This is a genomic window from Nocardiopsis oceani, from assembly GCF_054777395.1.
Map to the genome: position 1 here is coordinate 1 of NZ_BAAHAR010000050.1, position 24,206 is coordinate 24,206.

A 24,206-nucleotide genomic window follows, 5' to 3' on the forward strand; every position below is an offset into this window, starting at 1 on the left:
GGGCGAGCCAAGTGGACCAACCGGTGGAAGCGGGCGCTGAATGCCTTCGAGGTGACCTTCGAGGGCCGGCTGACCCCGACACGCCGCTGACCAGGAAAAATAGTTACACCCTTAACTTGACACACCCGACGAGTCTGGGATGCCCACAGTCTCCGCGATGGCGGTGCCGAAGGCCTCCATCCCCTGGGCATTGGGATGCAGCGGGGCGGCGACGCTGCTGGGGATCAGGCCCTCCAGGTAGCGCTCCCCCGACGGGGCGCACACGTCGTGGCCTTCGCTGACCGCCGCTAGGTCGACGTAGGTGCCACCATGCGCGATGGCCTGACGCTCCAACACGTCGTTGAGGTTGTCGACCGAACCCTGGATGTAGTCGGCGTCCCGGCCCCACATGGGTTGTGCTGGCCAGCAGCCTCCCTCTCGGAGGTAGGTCCCGTAACCCGCGACCACGATGTCGGCGTTGGGGGCGCGGTCTCGGATCTCCGTGAGGGCCTGGTCGAGTTCGGGTTCCCAAGCCTCGATGTCCTCAGCGAGCTCGTCTCCGCCGCCCTCGGTGAAGCGCTCCTCGCAGGAACTGCCGTGCGGTTCACGCAGGAGGTTGAGGCAACCCAGGGTCGTCAGGACCAGGCTGTTGTCGTTACCGCCCACGGTGAGGGAGACCAGGTCGGTGTCCTCGCCCAGGGCGTCGTACTGGGGCGGCAGGAAGCCGTACTGCTCTCCGCTGAAGTCAGAGAGCTTGGCCCCCGAGCAGCTGACGTCGGTGAGGTCCGCACCAAGCGCCTCCGCTGCGACCTGGGGGTAGTTCCGGTCGGAGCGCAGGCACGCGATGTTGCGGTCCTGGTCGGGGATGAGGGGTCCGGCCGCGGCGGAGTCACCGAGCGCGACGTAGTTGAGTGGTGCGGTCTCTGCGGGGCCTTCCTCGGCCTGAACGGGCGAGGTCGTAGCAACCCCAATACTCACAGTAGCCACTCCAGCCACGGCGATCCTGGTCAACCCTTGCTTTCCCACGGGGCCTCCGCTGTTTTTCGCTGTTCGCAACCCTGCATCACATGATGCGGGCCGCTCGCCTTTCGTGGGCTCAGGAAACCGCCGGGGGTCGCGGCGGACGCCCCGCGACCCCTACGGAAAGCGCAGGTCGTGCGGCCCGAACGATCGAGCGGTCCACCCTCCCCGCACTCCGGAACGCCTCCGGCACGCCTCGGGCTCACCACCGGACCCCCTCAGCCCCCAAGCCACCGCAAGGTGACCACGCCGTTCAGCGCCCGGGAAGTGCCCCGCCGTTGACTCCGAGGACCTGACCGGTGGTCCATCCCGCCTCGGGTGAGGCGAGGAAGGCCACGACCGCAGCGACATCGTCAGGGGTACCCGCACGCCCGACCAGGGTCTCGGCGGTGAGTGTGTCGTGTCGGCCCGAGCGACCCTCCTTGGTGAAGAACTCGGTGTCCTGGACATAGCCGGGGGTGAGTGTGTTGACGGTGATCCCGTCGGGACCGCCCCGCTTGGCGAGGTCCAGCCCCCAGCCGCACAGCCCGGCCTTGGCCGCGGCGTAGGCGTCGCCGCCGCCCCGGTGCGCGGCGATGGAGCTGATGTTGACGACCCTGCCTCCCGGGCGTTGGAAAGCAGGCCAGAGTGCCTGGGTCAGCATCATGGCGGACAGGAGGTTGGCGTCGATGGTGCGCCGGTAGATGTCGAAGGCGCCCTTCAGGTCGACCGGGGCCTCCTTGATGATCCCTCCGGCGTTGTTGACCAGGACGTCGACGGGCTCGGCGGAGAGCTGGTCGGCGGCGGCCAGGACCGCGTCCTCGTCGGTGAGGTCGACGGCCAGGGGGACGATCCGTAGGCCGGCGCTGTCGGAGGCGACCCGCTCGAGGACCTCCTTGCGGCGGCCCAGGATGTGGACCTCTTCCCCGGCCGAGGCGAAGCGCTCAGCGATCGCCCGCCCCATGCCCGTTCCGCCTCCGGTGACGATGACTCTGCGCATGTGTTTCCTTCATCGCTGGGGTGATCGCGCGCAGGAAACCACGTCGCCGTCGGCGGGGCAACTCCGTTGGCGACACCCGGCGGACGCAACAGGACCCCGACGAATGCAACACGTAGCATTTCCATTACCCAAAGTCACATCATGCCGCCGAGTCGCCCTGGAGCTCCCATGAAATCGCCCGTCAGACCGCACCAGATGGCCCTGCGGATCGCCACCGGCGCGTCCATCCTCAACTCCGGGTTGGACAAGCGCGGGGCCGACGAGGACACCGCCGTGGGACTGCACGGCATGGCCGTGGGCACGTACCCGTTCCTGGACAAGATCGACCCGGTCACCTTCACCAAACTCCTGTCCGCCGGGGAGATCGCCCTGGGCAGCGCACTGCTGGTGCCCCTCGTGCCGAACAAGCTCGCGGGCGCGGGGCTGAGCGCCTTCGCGTCCGGTCTGCTCGGCCTCTACCTGCGCACCCCCGGCATGCACAAGCCCGGGAGCCTGGCGCCCACCTCCGAGGGCCTGCCGCTGTCCAAGGACCTCTGGCTGCTCGGCGCCGGACTCGCCCTGGTACTGGAGGGCTGCGAACGGGACTGAGTCCCAGCGCCGAACCTCACCCCGGCCCCGGAGCGAAAACCCCTCGCCCCGGGGCTTTCGCGTGTGTAGCGTTCAGCTCTCAGCCAGCACCCTGCCCCCTACGGAGAGGACACCCGTGCCTACCACCACCGTGCGACCGGTCACCGCTCCCGCCCCGGCTCGGGGAAACCGGTAACACCCCTGCGCACCGACTGACCCCGGGTCCGACAGACAGGGCCTCCGGGCTGACGTGGCAGGACATCCGCGAACCCTCCGCTGAGGCGGGCCGGGCAGCCGAGCGCTGCCCCGTCCACGCGCCGATCGGCGCCTTCGCCATGCCTCAACGGGAGTCCTCCCATGTCCTCTTTCCGTGCGCCGTTCACGTGGCGCCCCGATGACTCACCCTCCCTCGGGCCGGACTTCATCCGGCTCTGGTGGTCTGCCGCCCTCACCAACCTCAGTGGCGGTTCCCTGCTCGCCGCCGGCCCTCTACTGGTCGCCTCCCTCACCGACTCGGCGGCGGTGGTCGCCGGTGCCGCCTTCGTGCAGATGCTGCCCACCCTGCTCTTCTCCCTCACCTCCGGCGCCCTCGTCGACCGGTGGTCCCGCCGGGCCGTCCTCGTCTCGGCCAACCTGGCGCGGGCCATGGTCCTGGCCGTGCTCGCCGCGGTGCTGCTCGCAGGGGTCCCACCCGTGTGGGTTCTGTACGCCGCGCTGTTCGTGCTGGGCGTCGCCGAGACCCTTGCCTCCCCCGCCTACGATGCGATGGTGGTGTCGGTCGCACCCAGGGCCCTGCTCGGCCGGGCCAACGCCCGGTTGGCGCTGACCTTCTCCCTCAACAACCAGCTGCTCGGCCCGCCACTGGGCGCCTTGATGTTCGGGGCCGCGTGGGCGCTCCCCTTCGGTTTCGACGCGATCACCCACGTCATGGCCGCGCTGCTCGTCCTCCGCATCGCGGTACCGCCCGTACCGAAGCCCGAAACCGGCGGAAAGGCCGGGGGCGGCCAGCGAACCGCACTCCGGGGCGCGGTTCGGGACGGGCTGGCGTACGTGTGGCAGACGTCCACGCTGCGCACGCTGTGCGCGTGCATCCTGGTCATGAACCTGACCGGGGTGGGCGCTTTCGCGATCTGGGTGATCTACGCCCAGGAACGACTGGGCTTGAGCGACACGCAGTTCGGGCTGTTCATCTCCGCGGGCGCGCTCGGCGGTCTGGTTGGCTCCGCGGCCTTCGAGTGGCTTGAGCCTCGGTTGGGCCTGGTGTTCCTGCTGCGGTGGGGTCTCGTGGTGGAAGCGCTCACGTACGCGGCTCTGGCGCTGGCCTCGAACGGCATCGTGGCGGGGGCCGTGATGGTGCTGTTCGGGGTACACACGATGGTGTGGGGCACGGCCGCTGTGACGGTACGCCAGCGGGCCACTCCGGACCGCCTGCTCGGCCGGGTGGGCAGCGTGTACCGGTGGGCCGACATCGGTGGTGCGGCGTTGGGCGCACTCCTCGGCGGGCTCCTCGCGGAGCACGTGGGCCTGTTGGCGCCGTTCTGGCTCGCCGCGGCATCCGTGGGTGCGCTGACCCTCGCCGTGTGGCGGCCCCTGGGTGTCGCCCGCCCGCTCTGACTGGACAGGGACCGATGCTACTGAATGGTCATTAATCCATTACCCACCTGGGCTTTCACAAAAAAGGACTGAGTTCCAGAATCCAGAACTTCATATGGTGTTTACATATCACCATTGGAAGGTTACGGTTCTGGAAAGCGCACACAGGACTCGGCACCCCCACGAACGACCGTGATCCACCGGGCGCTCATCGCACACACTGTCCACCAAGATCGGTCATTCGCTAACTGGGAGCGCTCCCAACCTCCTAGGCGAAAACAGCCCGTCCCCCCATCCTCCCCCACTTCCCCTTATCCCCCGAGGTCAGACCGGCCATGCGCACACGATCACCACCATGCACCCGTTGGAACAGCGGATACGCCCGTGTCGTGCGCCGCGCCCGACACCCTTATCGCTCCTTTGTGGAACACCCGCTCACCCTGAGGACCCAAATATGAGAAGTACCCGCGACGCAAAGAAAACGCCGTGGGCTCGACGAGGAATTGCTGTGGCCGCCGGATTCGGCCTCATCGCCTCGGGAGCCTACGCGTTCTCCTCCCCCGCGACCGCCGACCTGGTCTCGTCCGCGGACGACGTCAGCACCGCCGAACGCGTCGAGAACCCCTATGAGGGCGCGCCCGTCTACGTGAACCCGATCTGGTCCGAGAACGCCGCCTCGGAACCGGGCGGCGAAGCCATCGCCGACGAACCCACCGGTGTGTGGATGGACCGGATCGGCGCCATCGAGGGCAACGACAGTCCCACGACCGGCGACATGGGTCTGCGCGACCACCTCGAGGAGGCGGTCGAACAGGCCGCCGGCGAGCCGCTGGTCTTCCAGGTGGTCATCTACAACCTTCCTGGCCGTGACTGCGCCGCCCTGGCCTCCAACGGCGAGCTCGCGGCCGACGAGATCGACGTTTACGAGTCCGAGTACATCGACCCGATCGCGGAGATCCTCGCCGACTTCGAGGACTCGCCCCTCCGCGTCGTCACCACGATCGAGATCGACTCGCTCCCCAACCTCATCACCAACGTCTCCCCCAGGGAGACCTCGACGCCCGAGTGCGACGAGATGCTCGAGAACGGCAACTACGTCGACGGTGTCGGCTACGCGCTGGGCCAGCTCGGCGCGATCGACAACGTCTACAACTACGTGGACGCCGGCCACCACGGCTGGATCGGCTGGGAGGACAACTTCGTCCCCTCCGCCGAGCTGTTCTACGAGGCCGCCAACGCCAACGGGGCCTCCCCCGACGACGTGCACGGCTTCATTGCCAACACCGCCAACTACTCGGCCCTGGAGGAGGAGAACTTCTCCGTCACGGACGAGATCGACGGCACCCCGGTGACCGAGTCGGAATGGGTCGACTGGAACCAGTACGTCGACGAGCTCTCCTTCTCCCAGGCGCTGCGCGAGGAGCTGGTGACACAGGGCTTCGGCTCCGACATCGGCATGCTGATCGACACCTCCCGCAACGGCTGGGGCGGCGATGCCCGGCCCAGCGGCCCGGGACCCGAGACCGACGTCGACGCTTACGTGGACGGAGGCCGCTACGACCAGCGCATCCAGTCCGGCAACTGGTGCAACCAGTCCGGAGCGGGTCTGGGCGAGCGCCCGACCACGGCACCCGAGCCCGGCATCCACGCCTACGTGTGGATGAAGCCCCCGGGCGAGTCGGACGGCTCCAGCGAGGAGATCGACAACGACGAAGGCAAGGGCTTCGACCGGATGTGCGACCCCACGTATGAGGGGAACCCGCGCAACGGCAACAACATGAGCGGCGCTCTGGACAACGCGCCGATCTCCGGCCACTGGTTCTCCGCGCAGTTCCAGGAACTGCTGGCCAACGCGTACCCGCCCGTCGAGTAGCACTCCTTGACGGGCTGGGGCTCACTCCCGAGCCCCGGGGCGTCCGTCCACCCGCGCGGGGTGGACGGGCGCCCCGCCCCTGTGCGGGGCCCGGGTTCCCCGCCTCCTGCGTGTCCGGCCCGCACGCCGCTGTTGAGCGGGGTTCAACTAGTGTGGTGCGCGCCTCACCACCCCCGTTGGCTCCCCAACCCGAAGGGCTCTCCCCCATGTCCACCTCCGAAGCCTCCCGCCGCACCGCGCTCGTCACCGGGGCCTCTTCCGGGATCGGCGCGGCCGTGGCCGCCGTCCTGGTTGAGCGCGGATACCGGGTGTACGGGACCAGCCGCAGCCCCGAGACGGTTACCGAGCCGGTGCCGGGGGTGGAGTACCTGGCCCTCGACCTGACCGACTACGAGTCGGTGGAAGCCTGCGCCAAGGCCGCGGGTGAGGTGGACGTGCTGGTCAACAACGCCGGGGAGAGCCAGAACGGACCGGTCGAGGAACTCCCCATGGAGGCGGTGGAGCGGGTGTTCCGCCTGAACGTGTTCGGCGCGGTCCGCCTCACCCAGCTGGTGCTCCCGGGGATGCGCTCGCGCGGGTACGGGCGGGTGGTCATGGTGGGTTCGATGCTGGCCAGCTTCCCGCTGGCGTACCGCTCCTCGTACGTGGCGACCAAGGCGGCGATGAAGGGCTTCGCGGACGCGGTGCGGCGCGAGGTGTCCCCCTTCGGCGTGGGGGTGACCACGGTGGAACCGGGCTCGATCAACACCGGCATCAGCGAACGCCGCACCCAGTACGTGGGGGACGAGTCCCCGTTCCGGGCGGAGTACCAGACCATGGTGGGCAGACTCAACGCCAACGAGGCGAAGGGCATCTCGGCGGAGAAGGTGGCGGCGACCGTGGTCGGGGCCATCGAGGCGAAGCGGCCGCGCCCGCTGTACGCGGTGGGCAGCAACGCCCCGCTGGTGTTCGCACTGCGCCGCCTGCTGCCGCGCGGGGTGATGCTGCGGATCGTGGCCCGCAAGCACGGCCTGAACTGACCGGAACGGCGTCCGGCCCCCGCCGTGGAAACCGTTGCGGCCCCGAACCGGAGCGGATCCGGGGGCATCTTCCCCAGTGTCCCTCCCGCACCCGCAGCTCCGGAGAGTCCATGGCACCCACGAAGCCGCGCACCCCCTGGCCCCACGTTGTCAGCGCGCTGGCTTTGGTCCTCCTCGCCGCATGGGTACTCAGCCCGTCCTCCGAAAACGGCGAAGAGGATGTCCCCGAGCGGCTGCTCGACTTCCAGTCGGCCTGGCCCACCGTCACCTATGAGGCAGAGGAAGACGACGACTTCCTGGAGGAAGCCGTAGAACAATCCTGCCCGGAGCCGGACCTGTGCCACATCCTGTGGGCCGATGCCGGAGTCGAGGGCCGGGACAATACCGCCCAGCACGAAGCAGCCTTGGTCGACATCGACCCGGAAGAAGACGAACTGCGGCTCTGGACCGTCCGCTACCGGGAAAGGTCAGCGGACGGCCTGGACCAGGGGTACAACGTCCGGGGCCCGGAGGAGATCGACCCGAACGTGCCCTCGGTACTGGTGGCCGAGAACCTCGACCACAACACGTCCTGGTTGTTGCCCGAGGGGGCGACGGGTGTGGAGACGCTCTCCTTCGACGAGGACGAGGGCACCGTGGTGACCGAGGACACCGACCAGCGGCACGGGAAGGGCTTCGAGCGCGTGCACTCACCCCAGGACAAGAGAGCCGAGAACCCGGTTCTGCGCTACCAGTACCGGGGCCAGACCACCTATCGGAGCGAGAACAACGTACGGGTTTGTGTCGAGGAGCCGACACAGGGATGCCGAACAACCTTTCCGACGGAGGAGTCCCTGGTCTCCCTCAACAGCGCGTTGGGACGGGTGAACTTCCCCGCCTATGACAACGGCCCCTCGATCCACCTGGACCCGGAGGTGCGCTTCGACGGCGAATTCGGCGGTCTGGTGGACGAACCCTTGGGCGACGCCGGCGGTGTGGTCTGGTTCTCGTGGGTGAGCCCGCACTATAGGGAAGAAGACAAGGACGAAGAGTTGTCCGCCCACGCCGTGTACTTCGACAACGGAGCTCCCGCCGTCCAGGGCGTCGCGGTGGACAGGGACGAGCTGAACGCGCGGGGATCTCTGCCCGATGATGATGCCGTGGACGGAGTCGCCATGTTCCGGGATCTCGCTACGGATCCTGACGCCGAAACTGACCCCGTGGTCCCCGTTGCGTTCCACCCCAACACCCGGCCACCAGTGATGGCGCCCGAGCTGGACGTGGCAGAGTCCGGTGACGGCTTCACCATCTACGAGCCCGTATCCGTACCCGAAGCCGACGAGGACCCCGCCCGGTCCGCCTACGTCTTCACCGACGCCGACGGAGAGCCGCTGTGGACGGGATGGGTGGACCCGGAGGACCGCTAACGGTACAGCGGGGTTGACGGCGGTCCGTCGGTCCGGATGATTGCACTCAGTATCAGGTAAGGAACTGGGGGACCATGCGGCAGCAGGCGCACTTCATAACGCTGGCCACAGCGGATCTGGACGCGGCACGGCGGTTCTACCGGGACGGGCTCGGATGGGAGCCGCTGACCGACGTTCCAAGGGAGATCATCTTCTTCCAAGTGGCCCCCGGCCTGGTGTTGGGGCTGTTCGACGCGGAGAAGTTCAACCGTGACCTCGGAGGGGGCTCCGCGGTCACGGGTGCCTCTGGGGTCGTCCTCGCACACAACGTTGAGAGCCCCGACGAGGTCGAGCGCACCGTCGAGACCATGGCGGCGGCCGGGGCGACGGTACTCAAGGCGGCGCAGCCCGGTGAGTTCGGCGGGGTCTACCACGCGCACGTGCACGATCCCAACGGTGTCATCTGGGAGATCGCGCACAACCCCGGATGGGAAGTGGACGCCTTGGGGACCGTGGTACTCGGCTGACTCCCGGAGGCGTGGTCCGGTTACGCGAGCAGGTCACCGCGTAACCGGTCGCGTCCCTTAGGTTGGCCTCAGTAAGTGTCGACCGACCGGAGGTACGCGCGTGACCAGTGTCGTGAAGTTCAACGTCCTGACCGTCCCGGAGGGTGAGGGTTCCACGCTGGAGGAGCGTTTCGCCAAGCGAGCCGGGCTCGTGGAGAACCAGGAGGGTTTCGAGGAGTTCCAGCTGCTGCGCCCGGTCGAGGGCACGGACAAGTACCTCGTGTACACCCGTTGGCGGTCCGAGGAGGACTTCCAGAACTGGGTGAACGGCCAGGCGTTCAAGAAGGGGCACGCCCAGGCCGCGTCGGACGCGAAGAAGGACGGCCACGCCCACGGCGGACACGGCGGTCCCGCGGCGACCAACAGTGAGATCTGGGGCTACGAGGTCGTCCAGCACGTCGTCGCCGCGCGGGACTGACCCCTGGTCCGACCTCACACCGGTTTGCGGGCCTCCACGAGGTGGCGGGCGGAGTGGGCCACGAACGGTCCCTCCGACACGATCCGATCGTGCAGGTCCCGCAGCCGGTCCCGGTACTGCTCCACGGTGAAGCCCGGGACCATCCACACGACCTTGCGCAGGAAGTACACGACCGCTCCGATGTCGTGGAACTCCATCCGGAGCCGCTCCGAGCGCAGGTCGACGACCTCCAGTCCGGCCGCCTTGGCGCCGGCACGGTCATGGTCGGGGTGACGGGCGTTGCGACCCTCTTCGGGCTGCGGACCGAGGAAGAACTCGACGAGCTCGAAGCCGCTCGCCGGACCGACGTGCTGCGCCAGATACGTGCCGCCCGGGGCGAGGACGCGAGCGATCTCTTCCCAGTACACGGTGACGGGGTGGCGGCAGACGACCAGGTCGAAGGCGGCATCGGCGAAGGGCAGCGGGGGTTCGTCGGGGGCGGAGACCACGGCCACACCCTTGGGGTGGAGCAGGCGCGTGGCCTCGGCGGCATTGGGCGGCCACCCCTCGGTGGCGACGGTCAGCGGAGGGTGTTCGGGGATCCCCGCGAGGACCTCGCCGCCGCCGGTCTGGATGTCGAGGGCGGCGCTGGCGCGGACCATCCGCTCACCCATGGTGCGCTGGTAGCCCCAGGAGGGACGCTGCTCGGTGGCCCGGCCGTCGAACCAGGAGAAGTCCCAGCCCGCGGTGGGTTCGGCCTCGGCCTCGGCTACGAGTTCGTCGAATGTGCTGCTCATCTGCGCATCGTCGCAGTTCGTGCCCGATCGATCCATCGGATTTTCCCGCGTGCGCCCAGCGCGGAGCCGCCACCCGGTTAACACCGCCCAGCGGTGGGACGACAGGATGGTCCGCTATGAGGAACCTCATCCGCCGGGTCAGACTCGCCTTCCCCCTCTCCGCCGTGGCCGCGGGGCTCATCGCCGTCCTGGTCGGGGTGACCAGTTCCGCCGCGATCGTGTTCACCGCGGCGGAGGCCGCCGGGGCCTCCCCCGGGGAGATCGCCTCGTGGATGCTCGCGCTGGGTGTGGGCATGGCCGTCACCTGTGTGGGGTTGTCTTTGCGCTACAAGGCGCCGGTGGTGACCGCCTGGTCCACACCGGGCGCAGCGCTGTTGGCGGTCGGGTTGGACGGGGTGACCATGGCGCAGGCGGTGGGTGCCTTCCTCTTCTCGGCCGCGCTGATCACCCTGAGCGGGGTGACGGGCTTGTTCGAGCGGGTGATGGACCGCATCCCCGTGCCGCTGGCAGCCGGGCTCCTCGCCGGCGTGCTGCTGCAGTTCGGAATCGGGCTGTTCACCAGCATGGAGGGCGATTTCGCGGTGGTGTTCGCGATGTTCGCCGTGTACCTGCTGTGCCGCCGCTGGCTGCCCCGGTACGCGGTCCTGCTCTCCCTGCTCGCCGGGGGCTTGGTGGCCGCGGCGCAGGGTTCGCTGCGGTTGGGGTCGGTTGACCTGGCGCTGGCCACACCGGTGTTCGTCGCCCCCGAATTCTCCTGGCAGGTGCTGGTCAGTGTTGGCCTGCCGCTGTTCGTGGTCACGATGGCCTCGCAGAACCTGCCCGGGGTGGCGGTGCTGCGCGGTGACGGCTACCGGGTGCCGATCTCGCCGGTGATCGGGTGGACCGGGGCGACGAACATGGTCCTGGCCCCGTTCGGCTGTTACGGGATGAACCTGGCCGCGATCACCGCGGCGATCTGTACGGGGCCACAGGCCCATCCGGACCGGGAGCGCCGCTACTTGGCCGGGGTGTGGGCGGGCGTCTTCTACTTGTGCGTAGGGCTGTTCGGCGCGACCGTGGCGTCGCTGTTGGCCACGCTGCCGTCGACTCTGGTGCTGGCGATCGCCGGACTGGGGCTTTTGGGGACGATCGGCGGGTCGTTGGCCTCGGCGGTAGCGGAGGAGGGGTCACGGGAGGCGGCGGTGGTGACGTTCCTGGCCACGGCCTCAGGGTTCACCCTGTTCGGGGTGGGTTCGGCCTTCTGGGGTCTGCTCGCCGGGGTGCTCACCCTCTTCGTGACCGGCGCCCGTGTGCCGGGGCGCCCCGGCCGAAAAGGGGTTGCGCGTTCGGCGAGCGCGCGGCTATAACAGGCCGGGTCACCACCGAACCCCCGGTGGTGGGCCGACGAGAGAGGAGGCGCGACCGATGTTTGCCGTGATCACCGCGCCCCAGTCCCCCGGGGTCACCGACCACCGTTGACCCCGCGACGGCGGGCGCACGCACCGAAGGTGTCGCTTTGACCGTTAACCCGTATGACCTGACCATCCGACCGATCAGCGGCCCCGAGGAGCTGGAGCTCTTCAACCGGCTGCCGTACGTACAGAACCACGAGGTCGCCGGGGACCTCGCCGCGGGCCGCCGCCGCGCCCCCTGGATGTGGGTGGCCCTGGACGGTGACCGCCTCCTGGCCCGCCTGTCCTGGTGGTGCCGTCCCCAGGACGACGCCCCGCTGCTCCTGGACATCCTCGACGTGGACGATGGCGCCCATGGCGTCGACCGCGTCACCGTGGCCGAACACCTGCTGCGCACCGCTGGGAACACGCTGTTCCCGGAGGGATCGGTCTGGCCCGAGTACCTGCGCTTCGTCCCCGCCGACTGGCGCGAGGACGCCGCGGCGCGGCGCGTGGTGGAGGACCGCGTGCACGCGGTCGAGCGGCTGGGCGCTGTCCCGCTCGTGGAGCGACTGCGCTTCGAATGGTTCTCCGAGTACCCCGTCCCCGAAAACAGCGGCCGCCTGGCCTTCCGCGGTTTCGAGGGCACCGAGGAGATCCTGGGGCTCCTGACCCGCGCCTTGGAAGGGACCCTTGACGCCCACGACCGCGCCGACCTCGGGAAGCAGAGCGCCGAGGAGGTCGCGGCGGAGAGCTTCGACGACGAGTTCGCCAACTACCGGACTCCGCGCTCCTGGTGGCGGGTGGCGACGCTGTCCAGCGGGGAGCCCGTGGGCTTCGTGATCCCGGCACGCAACGCCTACCACCCGATCATCTCCTACATCGCTGTGCTGCCCGAGTACCGAGGAAACGGGTACATCAACGACCTGCTCGCCGAGGGCACGCGTGTGCTCGCCGAGGAGGGCGTGCCGAACGTCCGGGCCGCCACAGACGTCCAGAACGTACCGATGGCCCAGGCCTTCACCCGGGCCGGCTTCGACACGATCAGTGCCGTGGTCAACCTGACCTGGGAGAAGTAGGAGGGTCCGCGGGAGCCAGGCCCAAGCCGTCCACCAGGTCGGCGGCGAAGCGGTCCAGCGGGGGGAAGTCCTCGGTGCCTTCGGAGAAGGCCTCGAAGAACCCCCGCTGGAAGCAGGCGCCGACGAGCAGGGCCGCTGCGGCGTCGGGGTCGACGGTCGCCGCGACCCTACCCAGCGATCGTTCGGCGTCGAGGTGGGCGGCCACCGCCCGGTTGACGTTGAGCGGCCCGGCCCCGTGGGCGGCCATGCCCTCCCGGTGGCGGCGGAGCAGGGTGGGTTCGGCGAAGAGCGATCCGAGCATGGGCGTCCCGTGTCGGAAGAACGGCACCGCGCCCCGCACCACGTCGACCAGTGTGTCTCGTACGGTGCCCTGCCCGACCCGGTCGGGCAGGTCGGCGAGTTCGGCGACGAACGGCGGGAACCGGTGCCGCAGGACTTCGAGGACGAGTTCGGACTTGTCGGTGAAGTGCTTGTAGAGGGTGGCTTCGGAGTAGCCGGAGGCGCGGGCGATCTCCTTGGTCGTGGCGCGTGCCATGCCCAGGCGTTCCATGACCTCCGCGGCGGTGTCCAGGAGGTGCTGTCGGGTCTGGGCCGCGGTCGCCCGGGGCCGACGTTTCCGGTCACCGTCCATGGGACTCCTAGCTTGTACTGCGGTCGGGCTGTTCTGTGCTCGGTCCGGGGCGGGCGGCGAGCATGCGGCGCTGGCGGACCAGCTCACCGGCCGCGTACGGACCGGCGAGGAACACACCTATCACGGCGGCGAAGGCGACCCAGGCGAGCAGTGCGGCTCCGGGGTCGGTGACGGCCGCGACGCGTTCGTGCACCCAGGCCAGGGACGCGGCGTAGGCGGCGGCCGCGGCGACGGCAGCCCAGGCGCGGGAGGCGCCGAGCGCGGCGACCGTGTAGAGGGCGACCATCGGCGCGAGGAACAGGCCGAGTTCGTGGCCGAGCAGCAGGTACCCGGCGTAGGCGGCGCAGGTGGCGAGCAGGGCGGGGACGGGCCGGGTGCGCCGCCAGCAGAGCGCGGCGCAGCCGGCGGCGACCAGCACGAACGTGAGGGTGTCGGGGGTGCGGGTGAGGCCCCAGCCGTCGACGGGGGCGAACGGGTCGCCGTCGACGTCGCCGAGCGTGGCGGCGAGTTCGATCACGAGGATGAGGGCGGCGATAGCGAGGTCAGCACCCCGGACGCGGCGTCGGGGAGGGCTTTCGGTGGCGGCCACGGCGGACTCCTTAGTAAGTGGGTACTCACTCACCATAGGCAAACGCAACGAACACCGCAAGGGACTCACGCCCGGAGACTTCGAGGCCGGGGCGACATCCACAATTCCCCATATTCTCAGTAGGAATTATTGACAACAGGTGCGCCCGCGTCGTTCAATGCCTGTAGTGACCCGCCTACCCCGAGCACATCCGATCCCCCGACCCAAGGACCGCCATGACTGAGGAGAACAAGGCACCGACCCCCGCACAGGGCCCGGAAGAAGGCACCAACGCACCCCGCAAGCTCTCCCGGCTCTGGTTCCCCGTGGGGGCCGTGGCCGCGGTCGGGATCCTGGTGGGCGTGCTCGTCTTCGCCCCGACCGGCGGTAAGGACGGTACGGACACCGCCGCGGACGGGGAGGAGACCGCACAGGACGGTTCCGCCGGAGCACACCAGGACGAGGTCCTCGTGACCGCCGAGTGGGTGGAGGACCACCTCGACGACCCGGACGTCGTGGTCGTGGAGGTCAGCGAGAACCGCCCCGACAGCGGGCTAACCGCCTACGAGGAGGGACACGTTCCCGGAGCGGTCGAGTTCGTGTGGACCGACCACTTCACCCAGCAGGTCGACCGCGACATCGTCGACCAGGACGGGTTCACGGAGCTCGCCCAGGAAGCCGGGATCGACGACGACAGCACCGTCGTCCTGTACGGCGACGCCAACAACTGGTTCGCCGCCTGGGGGGCCTGGGTGTTCAAGCTCTACGGCGCCGAGGACGTGCGCCTGCTCGACGGAGGCCGGGACCTCTGGGAGGAAGAGGAGCGCCCGCTCGACAACGTGGCGCCCTCCCCCGACACCGGCACCTTCACCGCGGCCGAGCCCGACAGCGGTATCCGCGCCTTCCAACCCGACGTGCTGGAGGTTGCCGAGGCCGACGACGCGGACTCCGCCGACCTGGACCTCATCGACATCCGCGGCCCGGAGGAGTTCAACGGCGAGATCGCGGTCGCCGAGGGCTTCGACGGGGAGGCCGCTGTCAAGCTCGGCCACATCCCCAACGCGGTCAACGTGCCGTGGGCCAGCATCGTGGACGAAGAGGACGGCACGTACCTGCCGCCCGAGGAGATCGCCGACATCTACGCTGAGGCCGGTGTGGACGGCAGTAAGCCCGTCATCGTCTACTGCCGGATCGGCGAGCGCGCCAGCCACACCTGGTACGCGCTCAGCCAGATCCTCGGCTACGACGTCCAGCTGTACGACGGCTCCTGGACCGAGTGGGGCAACTCCGTGGGCGTGCCCATCCAGAACAACACCACCGAGGAGCGCTCCGGACTGTGGAGCTGAGCCCCGTGTCCGACCAGCGTTCACGGGCCCGCGAAGCCAGCAGCGTCGACGACGTGTCCCGCACAGGCGAGGGAGCCCCCACCGGGCCGGAGGGGCCCGCGGGCCCCTCGCCCGGCTGGACCCGCGGCGACACCGTTCGCACCACAGTCGCCCTGGTCATCGCGCTCGTCCTGAGCGGGGCGGCCTGGTGGGTGTACCAGGAGAACGACCGGGGCGGCCCCACCGCCTCTTTCGCGCTGCTGGCCGGTACCGCCCTGGGAATCCTGTTCGAGCGCGGCCGGTTCTGCTTCTACTGCATCTTCCGCGACCTGTTCGAGAAGGGCGACAGCCGGGGCGTCTACGCGATCCTGACCGCCCTGGCGGTGGGCAGCACGGGGTACGCGTTCGTGTTCACCATCCGGATGTCCGATCCCACCGGGGACCAGCTGCCCACCGCCGCGCACATCGCGCCGGTGAGTGTGGCCCTCGTGGTCGCCGGGCTGGCCTTCGGGCTCGGGGTTGCCCTGTCCGGCGGCTGCATCGCCGGACACCTGTACCGGCTGGGTGAGGGTTCGCTGCGGGCACTGCCCGGGCTGGCGGGCGTCCTGGGCGGGTTCGGGCTGGGGTTCCTCACCTGGAACCCGGTCTACCTGGGGTTCATCAGCGGCGCGCCGTCACCTTGGCTGCCGTCCGCCCTCGGGTACACGGGCGCGCTCGTGCTCCAGCTCGGGCTGCTGGCCGGGATCGCGCTGCTCCTGCTGCGCTGGAACCCTCCGCTGCCCGCCCGGCCCGGCGGCCGGGTCGGGCTGGGTGAGCTGCGGCGGCGGATGTTCTTCGAGCGCTGGCCCGCGCTGCTCACCGGGGCACTGGTCGGGCTCGTGGGTGTGGTCGCCTACCTGCGTTCCGAACCGCTCGGGGTGACCTCCCAGCTCAGCAGTCTGGCCCGGACCGCGCTGGACTCCCAGGACGCGCTGCCGCACACCCTTTACGGACTCGACACCACGCTGGCCGGATGCGTGGCCTTGGTCGTGGAGACCGTCACCGACAACGGCTGGCTGGTGATCGGGATCGTCGCCGGTTCCCTGGCCGCGGCGCTGCCCGGGCGCCGTTTCCCCCTGGAGCCGCTGACCTGGCGGAACGGATACACCGCGCTGCTTGGCGGGGTCATGCTCGGCTGGGGCTCGATCACCGCACTGGGCTGCACCGTCGGGGTGTTCCTGTCCGGGACCCAAGCGTTCGCGGTGTCCGGTTGGGTGTTCGCCGCCTCGGTCGTGGGCGGCCTGGCCCTGGGGTTCCGTGCCGGGGTCCACCGCTCCTGACCCACGGTGCACGTCACCTGGCACCGGCGATGATCCGCCCGGCTTCGGCGACCCCTGCCAGGAGGTCCTGCGGGTCGGCGGTCATCCCGGCGACCACGAAGTCCAGTTCGTCCAGCCCTGCCTTGGACAGCAGGTCCTTGTCGTTGGTCGCCCACTCACCGCGCCCCGCGAGTACGGCGTGCGCCGCCTGCGCCGCGGCCTGGGCGACCAGCCCCGCGCACTGGCTCACTCGGCCCCGCGGCGCGTGGTTGGCTTCGGCGTAGGCGAGGTTGGCCGAGGCGAACCCGCGCCAGAGCGGAGGGGCGTTCTCCCGCAGGGCCTCTGGGTACTCGGGCCGGGGCAGGTCCCCGGCCAGCACCCGGCCGAGGGCGAGTTCGGCGACGACCAGGTAGGTGGGGATGCCCACCAGGTGGAACATGAGCGGTTCGACCCGGAAGCGGCCCTGCGCGGCCTCCCCGATCTCGTGTTCCACCACGTCGAGGTCCCGGTAGTGGACGTCCACGGAGCGGCCGTCGATCCGCAGCCAGGCACCGCCGTTGAACACGCCCTCACTCCAGCCGCCGACCTCCGAGACCTCGCCCTCCCAACCGACGTCCCGGAGCGCCTGGGGGTCGAACCCGCCTGTGGAGCCCCGGTAGTAGAGGGCGAGATCCCAGTCACTGCCGGGCCGGTGGGTTTCCTGAGCCCGTGATCCGCCGAGCATGACCGCCTCGACCCTTGGAAGGGACGCGAGGCGGTCGGCGGTGGCGGAGAGGAAGCGCTGGTCGCTGTCAGAGAACGGCATGCCTCCATGATGCCGTCCGACACCGGCCGGCGCGGCGATCCCTCAGCCGCTCCCGCCCGTTGGACTTCCGGTGGAAGCCGTGACGGGTTCGGGCTTCGCGGGGCGCCCGTAGGTCACCCGGCGCAGGAAGGCTTCGGCCGGGCCGCGCACGCCGAATCGGGCCATGAGCGCGGCTAGCACCACGGTGGCCGACCAGACCGCCGCACCGAGCAGCACCGACTGGGCATCGTCCAGGCGGACGGCCAGGTTGAGCGTGTACGGCATGAACAGCACGAGCCAGGCCACGGACTGGAGCAGGTAGCAGGTCATCGACCGCTGACCGGTGGCCGCGAGTGCCCGCACCACAGGGCCCCGCCGGTCGCCCATGGCCACGGCGACCAGGGCGATCAGGGCCGCGTACCCGAAGCCACCGGCGTAGCCGGAGAGGACGTGCAGCCACTTCGCGCCGAGCAGCAGGGCCGGTTCGGGGGACCACGCCTCGATCATCACGAGCATCTCCGGGACCGCACCTAGCACGGCCGCGGGGATGCCGATCAGCGCGACCTTGCGGAGGAATCCGAGGTGCCGTTCGGGCTCCTCCATGAGGCGGCGGCGGGCCGCCCAGACGCCGATGAGGAAGGGGAAGACCGAGGTGAACAGCATGAGCACGGTGACCGCCGGCCACGACACGAGCCGCATGAACACGTCCACGAGCGGGGTCAGCTCGGCCGCGAGGTCCTGCTGGGCGTGCGAGGAGGAGAGGGCCGACTCCGCCGAGGCGTACACCAGGCTGCCGACGGACATCCAGGCGAAGGCGTGCGCGAGCAGCCTCCGGTCGCTGCGGACGAGCAGGCCCGCGAACAGCAGGGCGATCAGCCCGTACACGGAGATGATGTCGCCGTAGAAGATCAGCGTGATGTGCAGGAACCCGATGAAGACCATCCATCGGCCCCGCCTGCGCACCAGGGCCCGTACCCAGGGCCACTCCCGCCCCTCGGCGGTGCGGCGCAGGTAGATCTGGGCCAGGCCGTAACCGAACAGCGCGGCGAACATCGGGTAGCCGCGCGACTCGGCGAAGAGGGTCATGAAGCCGGTGACCGCGACGTCCAGGGTTCCGGCCAGGCTGAGGGCGTCCCCGCCGGTGGCGAACTGCCGGAACATGTGGGCGTGCACGGTGGCGATGACCAAGAGCATGAAACCGCGGGCCAGGTCGGGGGCGAGCGAGCGCCCGGCGGGCGGGGTACCCGACGCGGTGGGCTGGGTGGTGTGTGGCACGGCTGCCTCCGGACGTATCGGCCATTAGATACGATGACGTATCTAAGAAATATAAGCTACGCGACCGTTTCTTACGAACGGACGGACATGACTGACCACATGCGGCCAACCCCCAAGGCCACACGCAGGCGCGGCCAGGAACTCGTCGACGCCATCTACCAGGCGGTCCTCGCCGAAACCGCCAAGACCGGGGTGCCCGGTCTGACCATGGAGGGGATCGCCCGCAGGGCCGGAACGGCCAAGACCTCGCTCTACCGCCGCTGGTCCGCGCCAGAGGACATCCTGATCGAGGCACTCCACCACCACTTCCCCCAAGAGGTGCCGAGCCCGGAGGCGGACGACCTCCGCGGAGACCTCGTCCGGGCACTGGAGCTCTTCCGCTCGACCATGACCGACGGGGAGTTGGGGTACGCACTCATGGCCGTGGTAGCCGAGTGCATGAGGCGGCCCGAGCTCCTCACACGCATGTGGACGGAGGTGTACGAGCCGCGCGGTGGACGCTTCACCCGTACCGTGCTGGAGCACTACGCCGCCTCAGGCGAGGTGGACCCCGCCAGGGTCAACGACCTCACCACCGACATAGGTGAGGCCATGCTGCTCAAGTACTGCGCGGACCACCCGTGGCAACTTCCGCCGTCCACCTACCTGGCGCGCATCGTCGACGAGGTCATCCTGCCCGCGATCGGCCACCGCCCCGCCTGAGCCTCCCGTGGGAAGGGCGGGAAAACCGGTCGCCCGGCGCGCAGCCGCCGGTTAGGGTCCCGGCATGCGCCTGCCCGACTTCCACGACCCCGCCCTGCGCGCCACCCGGCCCGAGGAGATCCACGTCGGCCTCTCCGGAGCCCGGGTGTTCCGTCTCCGTGACGGCGGTGGCCGACCGGTGGCCGTGTTCAAGTGCGTACCGTCCGAGCGCCCCGACCTCATGCGGGAGCTGGAACTGGAGGCCGTCCGCTCCGACTGGCTGGGCGGCTCCGGTCTGACGACGCCCCGCCTCCTGGAGCACGGGTCCGACGACCGGGGGCGCGGGTTCCGGTGGACGGTCTCCGCTCACGTGCCCGGCACCGCCGCCCACGAACCGGTGGCCGTTCGGGAGCACCCGCGGCTGGTGGAGCGGCTAGCCGAGGTGGCGGACCGGATCCACCGTTCCTCACCCGGTCCGGTGGTGGAGGCGAGGCCGCTGGACGGGATCCTGGAGCGGGCCCGGGACCGGGTTGCCTCGGGGCTGGTCGAACGCTCCTGGCGAGGCACCGGACGCTCGGATGCCGACCCGGCGAGAGCACTGGCCGCGGTGGAGCGGCTGGTCGAGCGGGCGGGCCGCCTCCCGGAAGTGGTGACCCACGGGGATTTCTGCCTGCCGAACGTCCTGATCACCCCGGCCGGCGCATGGGGACTGGTGGATCTGGGGAAGGCGGGCCCGGCCGACCCGCACACCGATCTGGCCGCCATGGTCGGCAGTCTGCGCAACCGGCTGAATCCGCACTTCGGCGAGGCGGACGTGGACCGGTTCCTGGACTCCTACGGACGGAACCGCGTCGACCCCGAACTGCTCTACCTGCACTCCGAGGTCGACGCGTTCTTCTGGCCGGTCTGACGCCAGACCGGCCTCACCGCTCAGATCAGGTCTCCTCATCCTCGGGCCGCCCGGCTGCGGCTCCGCCGTTCTCGCGCTGCTGGTCCCGTCGCATCCTGCGGGCCCGCGCCTCCAGCGGCGCGCTGCGCTGCCTCTGGACACCGGAGCTCTCCGCTATCTCCCCTTGGAGGGACTTCACCAGCGCGGCCATCATGAAGAAGCCGATGAAGAAGAACGGCAGCCCGATCACGATGATCGTCTGTTCCAGTGCTTGCAGGCCGCCCACCCCGGTTGCCGTGAGAACGGTGGCGGCGACCACCCCCTCGGTGATCCCCCAGAACACCCGCTGACGGGTCGGGGACTCCTGCGTGCCGGAGCAGAGCATGTCCACCACCAAGGACGCGGAGTCCGAGGAGGTGGTGAAGAAGATGATGACGATGAGGATGCTCAGGGCGGAGAGGACCGTGGCCCACGGGTAGTTGGCCAGGAACGTGAACAGGGCGCCCGGGATGTCCTCGTTGACGACGACTTCCTCCACCAGGTTCCCGTCCCGGTTCATCTCGATGTCGAAGGACGAAAGCCCGAAGACACTGAACCAGACGATGCTGAACGCCGTGGGCAGGCCGAGCACACCCAGGACGAACTGGCGGATGGTGCGCCCCTTGGAGATACGCGCGATGAAGATGCCGACAAACGGCGACCAGGTGATGGTCCACGCCCAGTAGAAGACAGTCCAAGAGCCCTGCCATCCCGTGTCCCCGAACGTGTCGGTCCAGAAGGCCAGCGGGATGAGCCACTCCGCGTACACACCGGTGGTCTCGATGATGCCCTTGGCGAGAAAGACCGAGGAGCCCGCCAGGAACACGAAGGCCAGGAGCGCCACCGCCATCACGATGTTGATCTGGGAGAGCCACTTGATACCGGTGTCGAGGCCGGTGGCCACGGAGATGACCGCGATGCAGGTCACTACCGCGATGAGGATCACCTGGGTGACCGCACTCTCCTCGACACCGAACAGGGTGTTGAGGCCGCTGTTGATCTGCATGGTGCCGAGACCGATGGTGACGGCGACACCGAACAAGGTGCCGATCACCGCGACGATGTCGATGGTGCGGCCGATCGGACCGTGGATGCGCTCGCCCAGGAAGGGGTGGAAGACCGAACTGACCCGGAAGGGAAGGCCTTTGCGGTACACGAAGTAGGCGAAGGCCAGCGCGGGCAGGCAGAAGATCGTCCAGGTGTGCAGGCCGAAGTGGTAGAGCGTGAAGCCCATCGCCTGTTGGGCGGCCTCGACCGACTCGGGTTCCGCGTTCTGTTGCGGCGGGTTGGCGAAGTGGCTGACCGGCTCAGCAACACCCCAGAACATGAGGATGCTGCCGATTCCGGCCGCGAACAGCATGCAGAACCACGTGACGTTGCTGTAGTCGGGTTTGCTTTCCGGAGGCCCCAACCGGATGTGGCCGAAGCGGCTCAGGCAGATCCAGATCAGGAAGATCAGGAACGAGGTCACACCGAGGATGTAGACCCACCCGAGGTTGGAGAGAATCCACTCCGAAGCCGTTCCGAAGACGCGGTCCATCGTTTCGGTGAACGCGATGGCACACACCACGAATACGACGGTCAACGCCGCCGATATAAAGAAGATTGCCGGGTTTGTCTCCAGACCCAGCTTCCGTGCCAGCTTTTCGAACATGCCGACTGCTTTCTGGTGTTTCGGGGTTGTTCGGCAGGGAAAAACCCCTTCGCCCATGTGCCTCTCTCGGGCAAGGATACGCACCGGGAGGGGGTGACCTGTTATGCCGTTCCCTTGGACTGGAGTTGGAACCGTCCTTCCCCGGAGGCATTCACACCACACCGAAATACATCGGTGAAAATGCCCCAGAATCCATCAGGCGGCCGTCGCCCCATAAATGCGAAGAAAAGTCAACAGAACTCACTTGACGAACACCGCGCCGGGGCGCCCGTCCGGTGCATCCGGCCCGAAACCGATCTGGCGCCAACCCTGCCGCAGGTACAGGCGGCGCGCGGGGGTGTCCGCATCGGTGGTCTGGAGCCACGCTCGGCCGGGGATCTCCGCCACCACCCGCTCCATCAGAGCGGCGCCCAGGCCGCGTCCTCCCGAGTCCGGGTGGACCGCCAACAGGAAGACGGCGTGCGTCCCGTCGAGCTCCCGGTGGGCCTCTCCCAGCCGCTCGCACAGCTGCTGCCCCCAGAGGTCGTCCTCGGCCCACGTCCACGGATGTGCGTACACAAAGCCCTTGAGCTCTCCGCCCTGCCGGGCGGCGAGAGTGATGGTCGCGGTCTTGCCCCGGTAGGACGCATAGAGCCGCGCGAACAGGGCGGCTGCGGAGGGCGGTTCACTGAGCGGGGGCGGCGCGGAGGCCGCGGCGTAGAGCCGTTCGACCTCGTCAGGGGCGGGAGCGGTGTGGGGGGTGCAACGGATGATGCTGTGGGGCGTCGGCATACCGTCGTGCGTACCCCTCCGTAGCGACGCACGCAAGGGTTCAGTGGCGCGGCACACGGGAAGAAGCCCACCCGTACCGGCCCTGAAGCCACCCGTTCGCAACCCCTGGGAGCACCTCTTGGACGCAGTGCTGTTCGACATGTTCGGTGTGGTCGCCATGGACCAGTCGCCGACGGTCCGCGCCGCGATGGTGGAGTACTCCGGCCACGACTACGACACCTTCTGGAACGCCTACTGGACGCCGCGCCCGGACTACGACCGCGGCGACCTGGACGGCTCCGCCTACTGGAAGGCGGTGGGCGACCTCCTCGGCACCCCGTTCGCCCCGGAGCAGGTCGAGGACCTGATCGCCCTGGACCTGGACAGCTGGTCGCGGCTGAACGAGGACACGGTGGAGATCGTGCGCGAGCTCTCGGAAGCGGGGACCCCGCTCGGTCTGCTCTCGAACATCCCCCAGGAGCTGGCCGCCCGCTTCGAGGAACGCCACGCACACGTGTTCGCCCTGTTCCCGGTGCTGGGCCTCTCCTGCCGGATCGGCCACGCCAAACCCGAGGCCGACGCCTACCGCTGGTGCCTCGAACGGATGGGTTTTCCCGCCGACGGCGTCCTTTTCGTGGACGACACACGGGCCAACGTGGAAGCGGCCCGTGCCCTGGGACTCCGAGGGCACGTGTTCACCTCCGCCGCAGGCCTGCGCCGGGCCCTGCCGGAGTAGGGGCACGTCCTCCGGTGCCGGGAGGGTCGCGGCCCGCGGCACCGGAGGCCCGCGGGTCAGGTGTCGAGTTCGCGCAGGAGCTCGGCGACCGCTTCGGGCTGCTCGTACAGGGACAAGTGCCCGGCCCCCTCTATGGTGCGCACCTCGGAGTCGAGGAACCGGCGGGCCGGCCCGTGTAGGCGCGCGGGTGAGAAGAACGGGTCGTGCGAGCCTGTGGCCACCCGGACCGGGGTACCGGACCAGGCCATGAAGGACTCCGCGTGGAGCGGGGTCGGGGTCGAATGGGTACGGCAGTGGCGCGACACCAGCGCCAGCCACTCCGCTTCGGAGCGGTGTTCCGCACAGCCGGTGTCCGTGGACGGGCCGCTGAGGAACTCGATGAGTCGGGTACTGGTCTGCTCGTTGGGATGGATCATCCACGGCAGGGTCACGCGCATCGACTCCGAGCTGACACCGGCCGCCGTCAACCCGGCGGGGTTGAGCAGCAGCATCCCGGCGACCAGCGGGTTGGGGGTCGAGGACAGCGCGATCGCCGCACCCCTGGAGTGGCCCAGCACGAGGACCGGGCCATCGGTGATCTGCGGCAGCAGTTCGTCGAGCCACGCACCGTAGGCCTCGACCCGGGAACCTGCGGTCCGCTGACTACAGCTCAGACCCGGCTGCCCGGGAAGGTCGACCAGCAGCACCGGCCGGTCCGCGGCGAGCTCGCGGGCGGCGGGGACCGTGGTGGCGGCGTTGAAGTTGGTTCCGGACAGGACCAGCACCGGCGTACCTGTTCCACCCGAGGCCCGGAAGGCCTGTGTGGGACCCAAGCGGGTCTCCACCGGAGGAAGGGGGCCGAGTTCGGGCCACTGGCTCAGGGCTTTGTGACACCAGGCGTGCACGGACCGCTCAGCGGTTTCGGAGCGGTAGACACGCGCGGCGCGAAGGGGGACGACGGTCATGAATCAGG

At 69.3% G+C, this 24,206-nt stretch carries 24 protein-coding genes; 14 read left to right on the forward strand and 10 right to left on the reverse strand.

Annotation, left to right across the window (positions count from 1 at the left end):
• Window positions 1-111: 111 nt before the first annotated feature.
• Entirely contained in the window at window positions 112-957 is an 846-nt protein-coding gene (locus tag ACYVDG_RS26465) for an SGNH/GDSL hydrolase family protein (RefSeq protein ID WP_460759354.1), read from the reverse strand.
• Window positions 958-1,252: 295 nt separating this feature from the next.
• Window positions 1,253-1,978 (reverse strand): SDR family NAD(P)-dependent oxidoreductase, encoded by a 726-nt coding sequence (locus ACYVDG_RS26470; protein WP_460759359.1) that lies wholly within the window; start codon window positions 1,976-1,978, stop codon window positions 1,253-1,255.
• A 168-nt stretch (window positions 1,979-2,146) separates the two neighbouring features.
• Between ACYVDG_RS26470 and ACYVDG_RS26475 the strand changes: the two genes are divergently transcribed.
• The 7 genes from ACYVDG_RS26475 (at window position 2,147) to ACYVDG_RS26505 (ending at window position 9,399) form a co-directional block, all read left to right on the forward strand.
• On the forward strand, window positions 2,147-2,566 hold the full coding sequence (locus ACYVDG_RS26475) for a hypothetical protein (RefSeq protein ID WP_460759364.1): 420 nt from the start codon (window positions 2,147-2,149) through the stop codon (window positions 2,564-2,566).
• A gap of 336 nt (window positions 2,567-2,902) precedes the next feature.
• On the forward strand, window positions 2,903-4,159 hold the full coding sequence (locus tag ACYVDG_RS26480; protein WP_460759368.1) for an MFS transporter: 1,257 nt from the start codon (window positions 2,903-2,905) through the stop codon (window positions 4,157-4,159).
• Window positions 4,160-4,592: 433 nt separating this feature from the next.
• Complete coding sequence (locus tag ACYVDG_RS26485; RefSeq protein WP_460759373.1) at window positions 4,593-6,011, forward strand: glycoside hydrolase family 6 protein; 1,419 nt, start codon at window positions 4,593-4,595, stop codon at window positions 6,009-6,011.
• Window positions 6,012-6,217: 206 nt separating this feature from the next.
• Complete coding sequence (locus ACYVDG_RS26490) at window positions 6,218-7,030, forward strand: SDR family oxidoreductase (protein ID WP_460759378.1); 813 nt, start codon at window positions 6,218-6,220, stop codon at window positions 7,028-7,030.
• Between the two features lie 110 nt (window positions 7,031-7,140).
• Entirely contained in the window at window positions 7,141-8,436 is a 1,296-nt protein-coding gene (locus ACYVDG_RS26495; protein ID WP_460759383.1) for a hypothetical protein, read from the forward strand.
• 74 nt (window positions 8,437-8,510) lie between these two features.
• Window positions 8,511-8,942, forward strand: a complete 432-nt coding sequence (locus ACYVDG_RS26500) for a VOC family protein (RefSeq protein ID WP_460759387.1) — start codon at window positions 8,511-8,513, stop codon at window positions 8,940-8,942.
• A gap of 100 nt (window positions 8,943-9,042) precedes the next feature.
• A complete protein-coding gene (locus ACYVDG_RS26505; RefSeq protein WP_460759392.1) occupies window positions 9,043-9,399 on the forward strand; it encodes an antibiotic biosynthesis monooxygenase family protein in 357 nt (118 codons plus the stop codon).
• Between the two features lie 14 nt (window positions 9,400-9,413).
• Here the strand turns inward: ACYVDG_RS26505 and ACYVDG_RS26510 are convergent, their stop codons facing one another.
• Window positions 9,414-10,175, reverse strand: coding sequence for a class I SAM-dependent methyltransferase (locus ACYVDG_RS26510; RefSeq protein WP_460759398.1), 762 nt, complete (start codon window positions 10,173-10,175; stop codon window positions 9,414-9,416).
• 116 nt (window positions 10,176-10,291) lie between these two features.
• Between ACYVDG_RS26510 and ACYVDG_RS26515 the strand changes: the two genes are divergently transcribed.
• The gene (locus tag ACYVDG_RS26515; RefSeq protein WP_460759403.1) at window positions 10,292-11,521 is read left to right on the forward strand and encodes a benzoate/H(+) symporter BenE family transporter; all 1,230 of its coding nucleotides are present in this window, start codon (window positions 10,292-10,294) and stop codon (window positions 11,519-11,521) included.
• 149 nt (window positions 11,522-11,670) lie between these two features.
• Window positions 11,671-12,624, forward strand: a complete 954-nt coding sequence (locus tag ACYVDG_RS26520) for a GNAT family N-acetyltransferase (RefSeq protein ID WP_460759407.1) — start codon at window positions 11,671-11,673, stop codon at window positions 12,622-12,624.
• Here the strand turns inward: ACYVDG_RS26520 and ACYVDG_RS26525 are convergent.
• Both ACYVDG_RS26525 and ACYVDG_RS26530 read right to left on the reverse strand, forming a co-directional pair.
• Window positions 12,602-13,255, reverse strand: a complete 654-nt coding sequence (locus tag ACYVDG_RS26525) for a TetR/AcrR family transcriptional regulator (RefSeq protein ID WP_460759411.1) — start codon at window positions 13,253-13,255, stop codon at window positions 12,602-12,604. The two genes, ACYVDG_RS26520 and ACYVDG_RS26525, sit on opposite strands and share 23 nt — an antisense overlap.
• Window positions 13,256-13,262: 7 nt before the next feature.
• Complete coding sequence (locus ACYVDG_RS26530) at window positions 13,263-13,844, reverse strand: DUF7134 domain-containing protein (RefSeq protein WP_460759415.1); 582 nt, start codon at window positions 13,842-13,844, stop codon at window positions 13,263-13,265.
• Between the two features lie 215 nt (window positions 13,845-14,059).
• Between ACYVDG_RS26530 and ACYVDG_RS26535 the strand changes: the two genes are divergently transcribed.
• Window positions 14,060-15,169 (forward strand): sulfurtransferase, encoded by a 1,110-nt coding sequence (locus ACYVDG_RS26535; RefSeq protein WP_460759418.1) that lies wholly within the window; start codon window positions 14,060-14,062, stop codon window positions 15,167-15,169.
• Window positions 15,160-16,467: a YeeE/YedE family protein gene (locus ACYVDG_RS26540; protein WP_460759422.1), complete on the forward strand. Its 1,308-nt coding sequence runs from the start codon at window positions 15,160-15,162 to the stop codon at window positions 16,465-16,467. The genes ACYVDG_RS26535 and ACYVDG_RS26540 overlap by 10 nt, the downstream gene beginning before the upstream one ends.
• Before the next feature lie 13 nt (window positions 16,468-16,480).
• Here ACYVDG_RS26540 and ACYVDG_RS26545 read toward each other — a convergent pair whose 3' ends face one another.
• Together ACYVDG_RS26545 and ACYVDG_RS26550 are read right to left on the reverse strand one after the other, a co-directional pair.
• Window positions 16,481-17,251 (reverse strand): nucleotidyltransferase domain-containing protein, encoded by a 771-nt coding sequence (locus ACYVDG_RS26545; protein ID WP_460759428.1) that lies wholly within the window; start codon window positions 17,249-17,251, stop codon window positions 16,481-16,483.
• 42 nt (window positions 17,252-17,293) lie between these two features.
• On the reverse strand, window positions 17,294-18,505 hold the full coding sequence (locus tag ACYVDG_RS26550; protein WP_460759433.1) for a DUF418 domain-containing protein: 1,212 nt from the start codon (window positions 18,503-18,505) through the stop codon (window positions 17,294-17,296).
• Between the two features lie 87 nt (window positions 18,506-18,592).
• Between ACYVDG_RS26550 and ACYVDG_RS26555 the strand changes: the two genes are divergently transcribed.
• A complete protein-coding gene (locus tag ACYVDG_RS26555) occupies window positions 18,593-19,207 on the forward strand; it encodes a TetR/AcrR family transcriptional regulator (protein WP_460759439.1) in 615 nt (204 codons plus the stop codon).
• 64 nt (window positions 19,208-19,271) lie between these two features.
• A complete protein-coding gene (locus tag ACYVDG_RS26560; RefSeq protein WP_460759444.1) occupies window positions 19,272-20,096 on the forward strand; it encodes a phosphotransferase in 825 nt (274 codons plus the stop codon).
• A gap of 25 nt (window positions 20,097-20,121) precedes the next feature.
• On the opposite strand, the gene ACYVDG_RS26565 is transcribed toward ACYVDG_RS26560, so the two are convergent.
• Together ACYVDG_RS26565 and ACYVDG_RS26570 are read right to left on the reverse strand one after the other, a co-directional pair.
• Window positions 20,122-21,768 (reverse strand): BCCT family transporter, encoded by a 1,647-nt coding sequence (locus ACYVDG_RS26565; RefSeq protein WP_460759447.1) that lies wholly within the window; start codon window positions 21,766-21,768, stop codon window positions 20,122-20,124.
• 240 nt (window positions 21,769-22,008) lie between these two features.
• The gene (locus ACYVDG_RS26570) at window positions 22,009-22,539 is read right to left on the reverse strand and encodes a GNAT family N-acetyltransferase (protein WP_460759452.1); all 531 of its coding nucleotides are present in this window, start codon (window positions 22,537-22,539) and stop codon (window positions 22,009-22,011) included.
• 118 nt (window positions 22,540-22,657) lie between these two features.
• On the opposite strand from ACYVDG_RS26570, the gene ACYVDG_RS26575 reads away from it, so the two are divergent.
• Window positions 22,658-23,254 carry an HAD family hydrolase gene (locus ACYVDG_RS26575; RefSeq protein WP_460759455.1) on the forward strand — a complete coding sequence of 199 codons (597 nt, stop codon included), beginning with the start codon at window positions 22,658-22,660 and terminating at the stop codon, window positions 23,252-23,254.
• Between the two features lie 56 nt (window positions 23,255-23,310).
• On the opposite strand, the gene ACYVDG_RS26580 is transcribed toward ACYVDG_RS26575, so the two are convergent.
• On the reverse strand, window positions 23,311-24,198 hold the full coding sequence (locus ACYVDG_RS26580) for an alpha/beta fold hydrolase (protein WP_460759458.1): 888 nt from the start codon (window positions 24,196-24,198) through the stop codon (window positions 23,311-23,313).
• Between the last annotated feature and the right edge of the window lie 8 nt (window positions 24,199-24,206).

Excerpts from the sequence above, each read along its gene's own strand:
- ACYVDG_RS26470 (WP_460759359.1), bottom strand. The coding sequence starts at position 1,978 with ATGCGCAGAGTCATCGTCACCGGAGGCGGAACGGGCATGGGGCGGGCG.
- ACYVDG_RS26475 (WP_460759364.1), top strand. The coding sequence starts at position 2,147 with ATGAAATCGCCCGTCAGACCGCACCAGATGGCCCTGCGGATCGCCACC.
- ACYVDG_RS26480 (WP_460759368.1), top strand. The coding sequence starts at position 2,903 with ATGTCCTCTTTCCGTGCGCCGTTCACGTGGCGCCCCGATGACTCACCC.
- ACYVDG_RS26485 (WP_460759373.1), top strand. The coding sequence starts at position 4,593 with ATGAGAAGTACCCGCGACGCAAAGAAAACGCCGTGGGCTCGACGAGGA.
- ACYVDG_RS26490 (WP_460759378.1), top strand. The coding sequence starts at position 6,218 with ATGTCCACCTCCGAAGCCTCCCGCCGCACCGCGCTCGTCACCGGGGCC.
- ACYVDG_RS26495 (WP_460759383.1), top strand. The coding sequence starts at position 7,141 with ATGGCACCCACGAAGCCGCGCACCCCCTGGCCCCACGTTGTCAGCGCG.
- ACYVDG_RS26500 (WP_460759387.1), top strand. The coding sequence starts at position 8,511 with ATGCGGCAGCAGGCGCACTTCATAACGCTGGCCACAGCGGATCTGGAC.
- ACYVDG_RS26510 (WP_460759398.1), bottom strand. The coding sequence starts at position 10,175 with ATGAGCAGCACATTCGACGAACTCGTAGCCGAGGCCGAGGCCGAACCC.
- ACYVDG_RS26515 (WP_460759403.1), top strand. The coding sequence starts at position 10,292 with ATGAGGAACCTCATCCGCCGGGTCAGACTCGCCTTCCCCCTCTCCGCC.
- ACYVDG_RS26525 (WP_460759411.1), bottom strand. The coding sequence starts at position 13,255 with ATGGACGGTGACCGGAAACGTCGGCCCCGGGCGACCGCGGCCCAGACC.
- ACYVDG_RS26535 (WP_460759418.1), top strand. The coding sequence starts at position 14,060 with ATGACTGAGGAGAACAAGGCACCGACCCCCGCACAGGGCCCGGAAGAA.
- ACYVDG_RS26545 (WP_460759428.1), bottom strand. The coding sequence starts at position 17,251 with ATGCCGTTCTCTGACAGCGACCAGCGCTTCCTCTCCGCCACCGCCGAC.
- ACYVDG_RS26555 (WP_460759439.1), top strand. The coding sequence starts at position 18,593 with ATGACTGACCACATGCGGCCAACCCCCAAGGCCACACGCAGGCGCGGC.
- ACYVDG_RS26560 (WP_460759444.1), top strand. The coding sequence starts at position 19,272 with ATGCGCCTGCCCGACTTCCACGACCCCGCCCTGCGCGCCACCCGGCCC.
- ACYVDG_RS26565 (WP_460759447.1), bottom strand. The coding sequence starts at position 21,768 with ATGTTCGAAAAGCTGGCACGGAAGCTGGGTCTGGAGACAAACCCGGCA.
- ACYVDG_RS26570 (WP_460759452.1), bottom strand. The coding sequence starts at position 22,539 with ATGCCGACGCCCCACAGCATCATCCGTTGCACCCCCCACACCGCTCCC.
- ACYVDG_RS26580 (WP_460759458.1), bottom strand. The coding sequence starts at position 24,198 with ATGACCGTCGTCCCCCTTCGCGCCGCGCGTGTCTACCGCTCCGAAACC.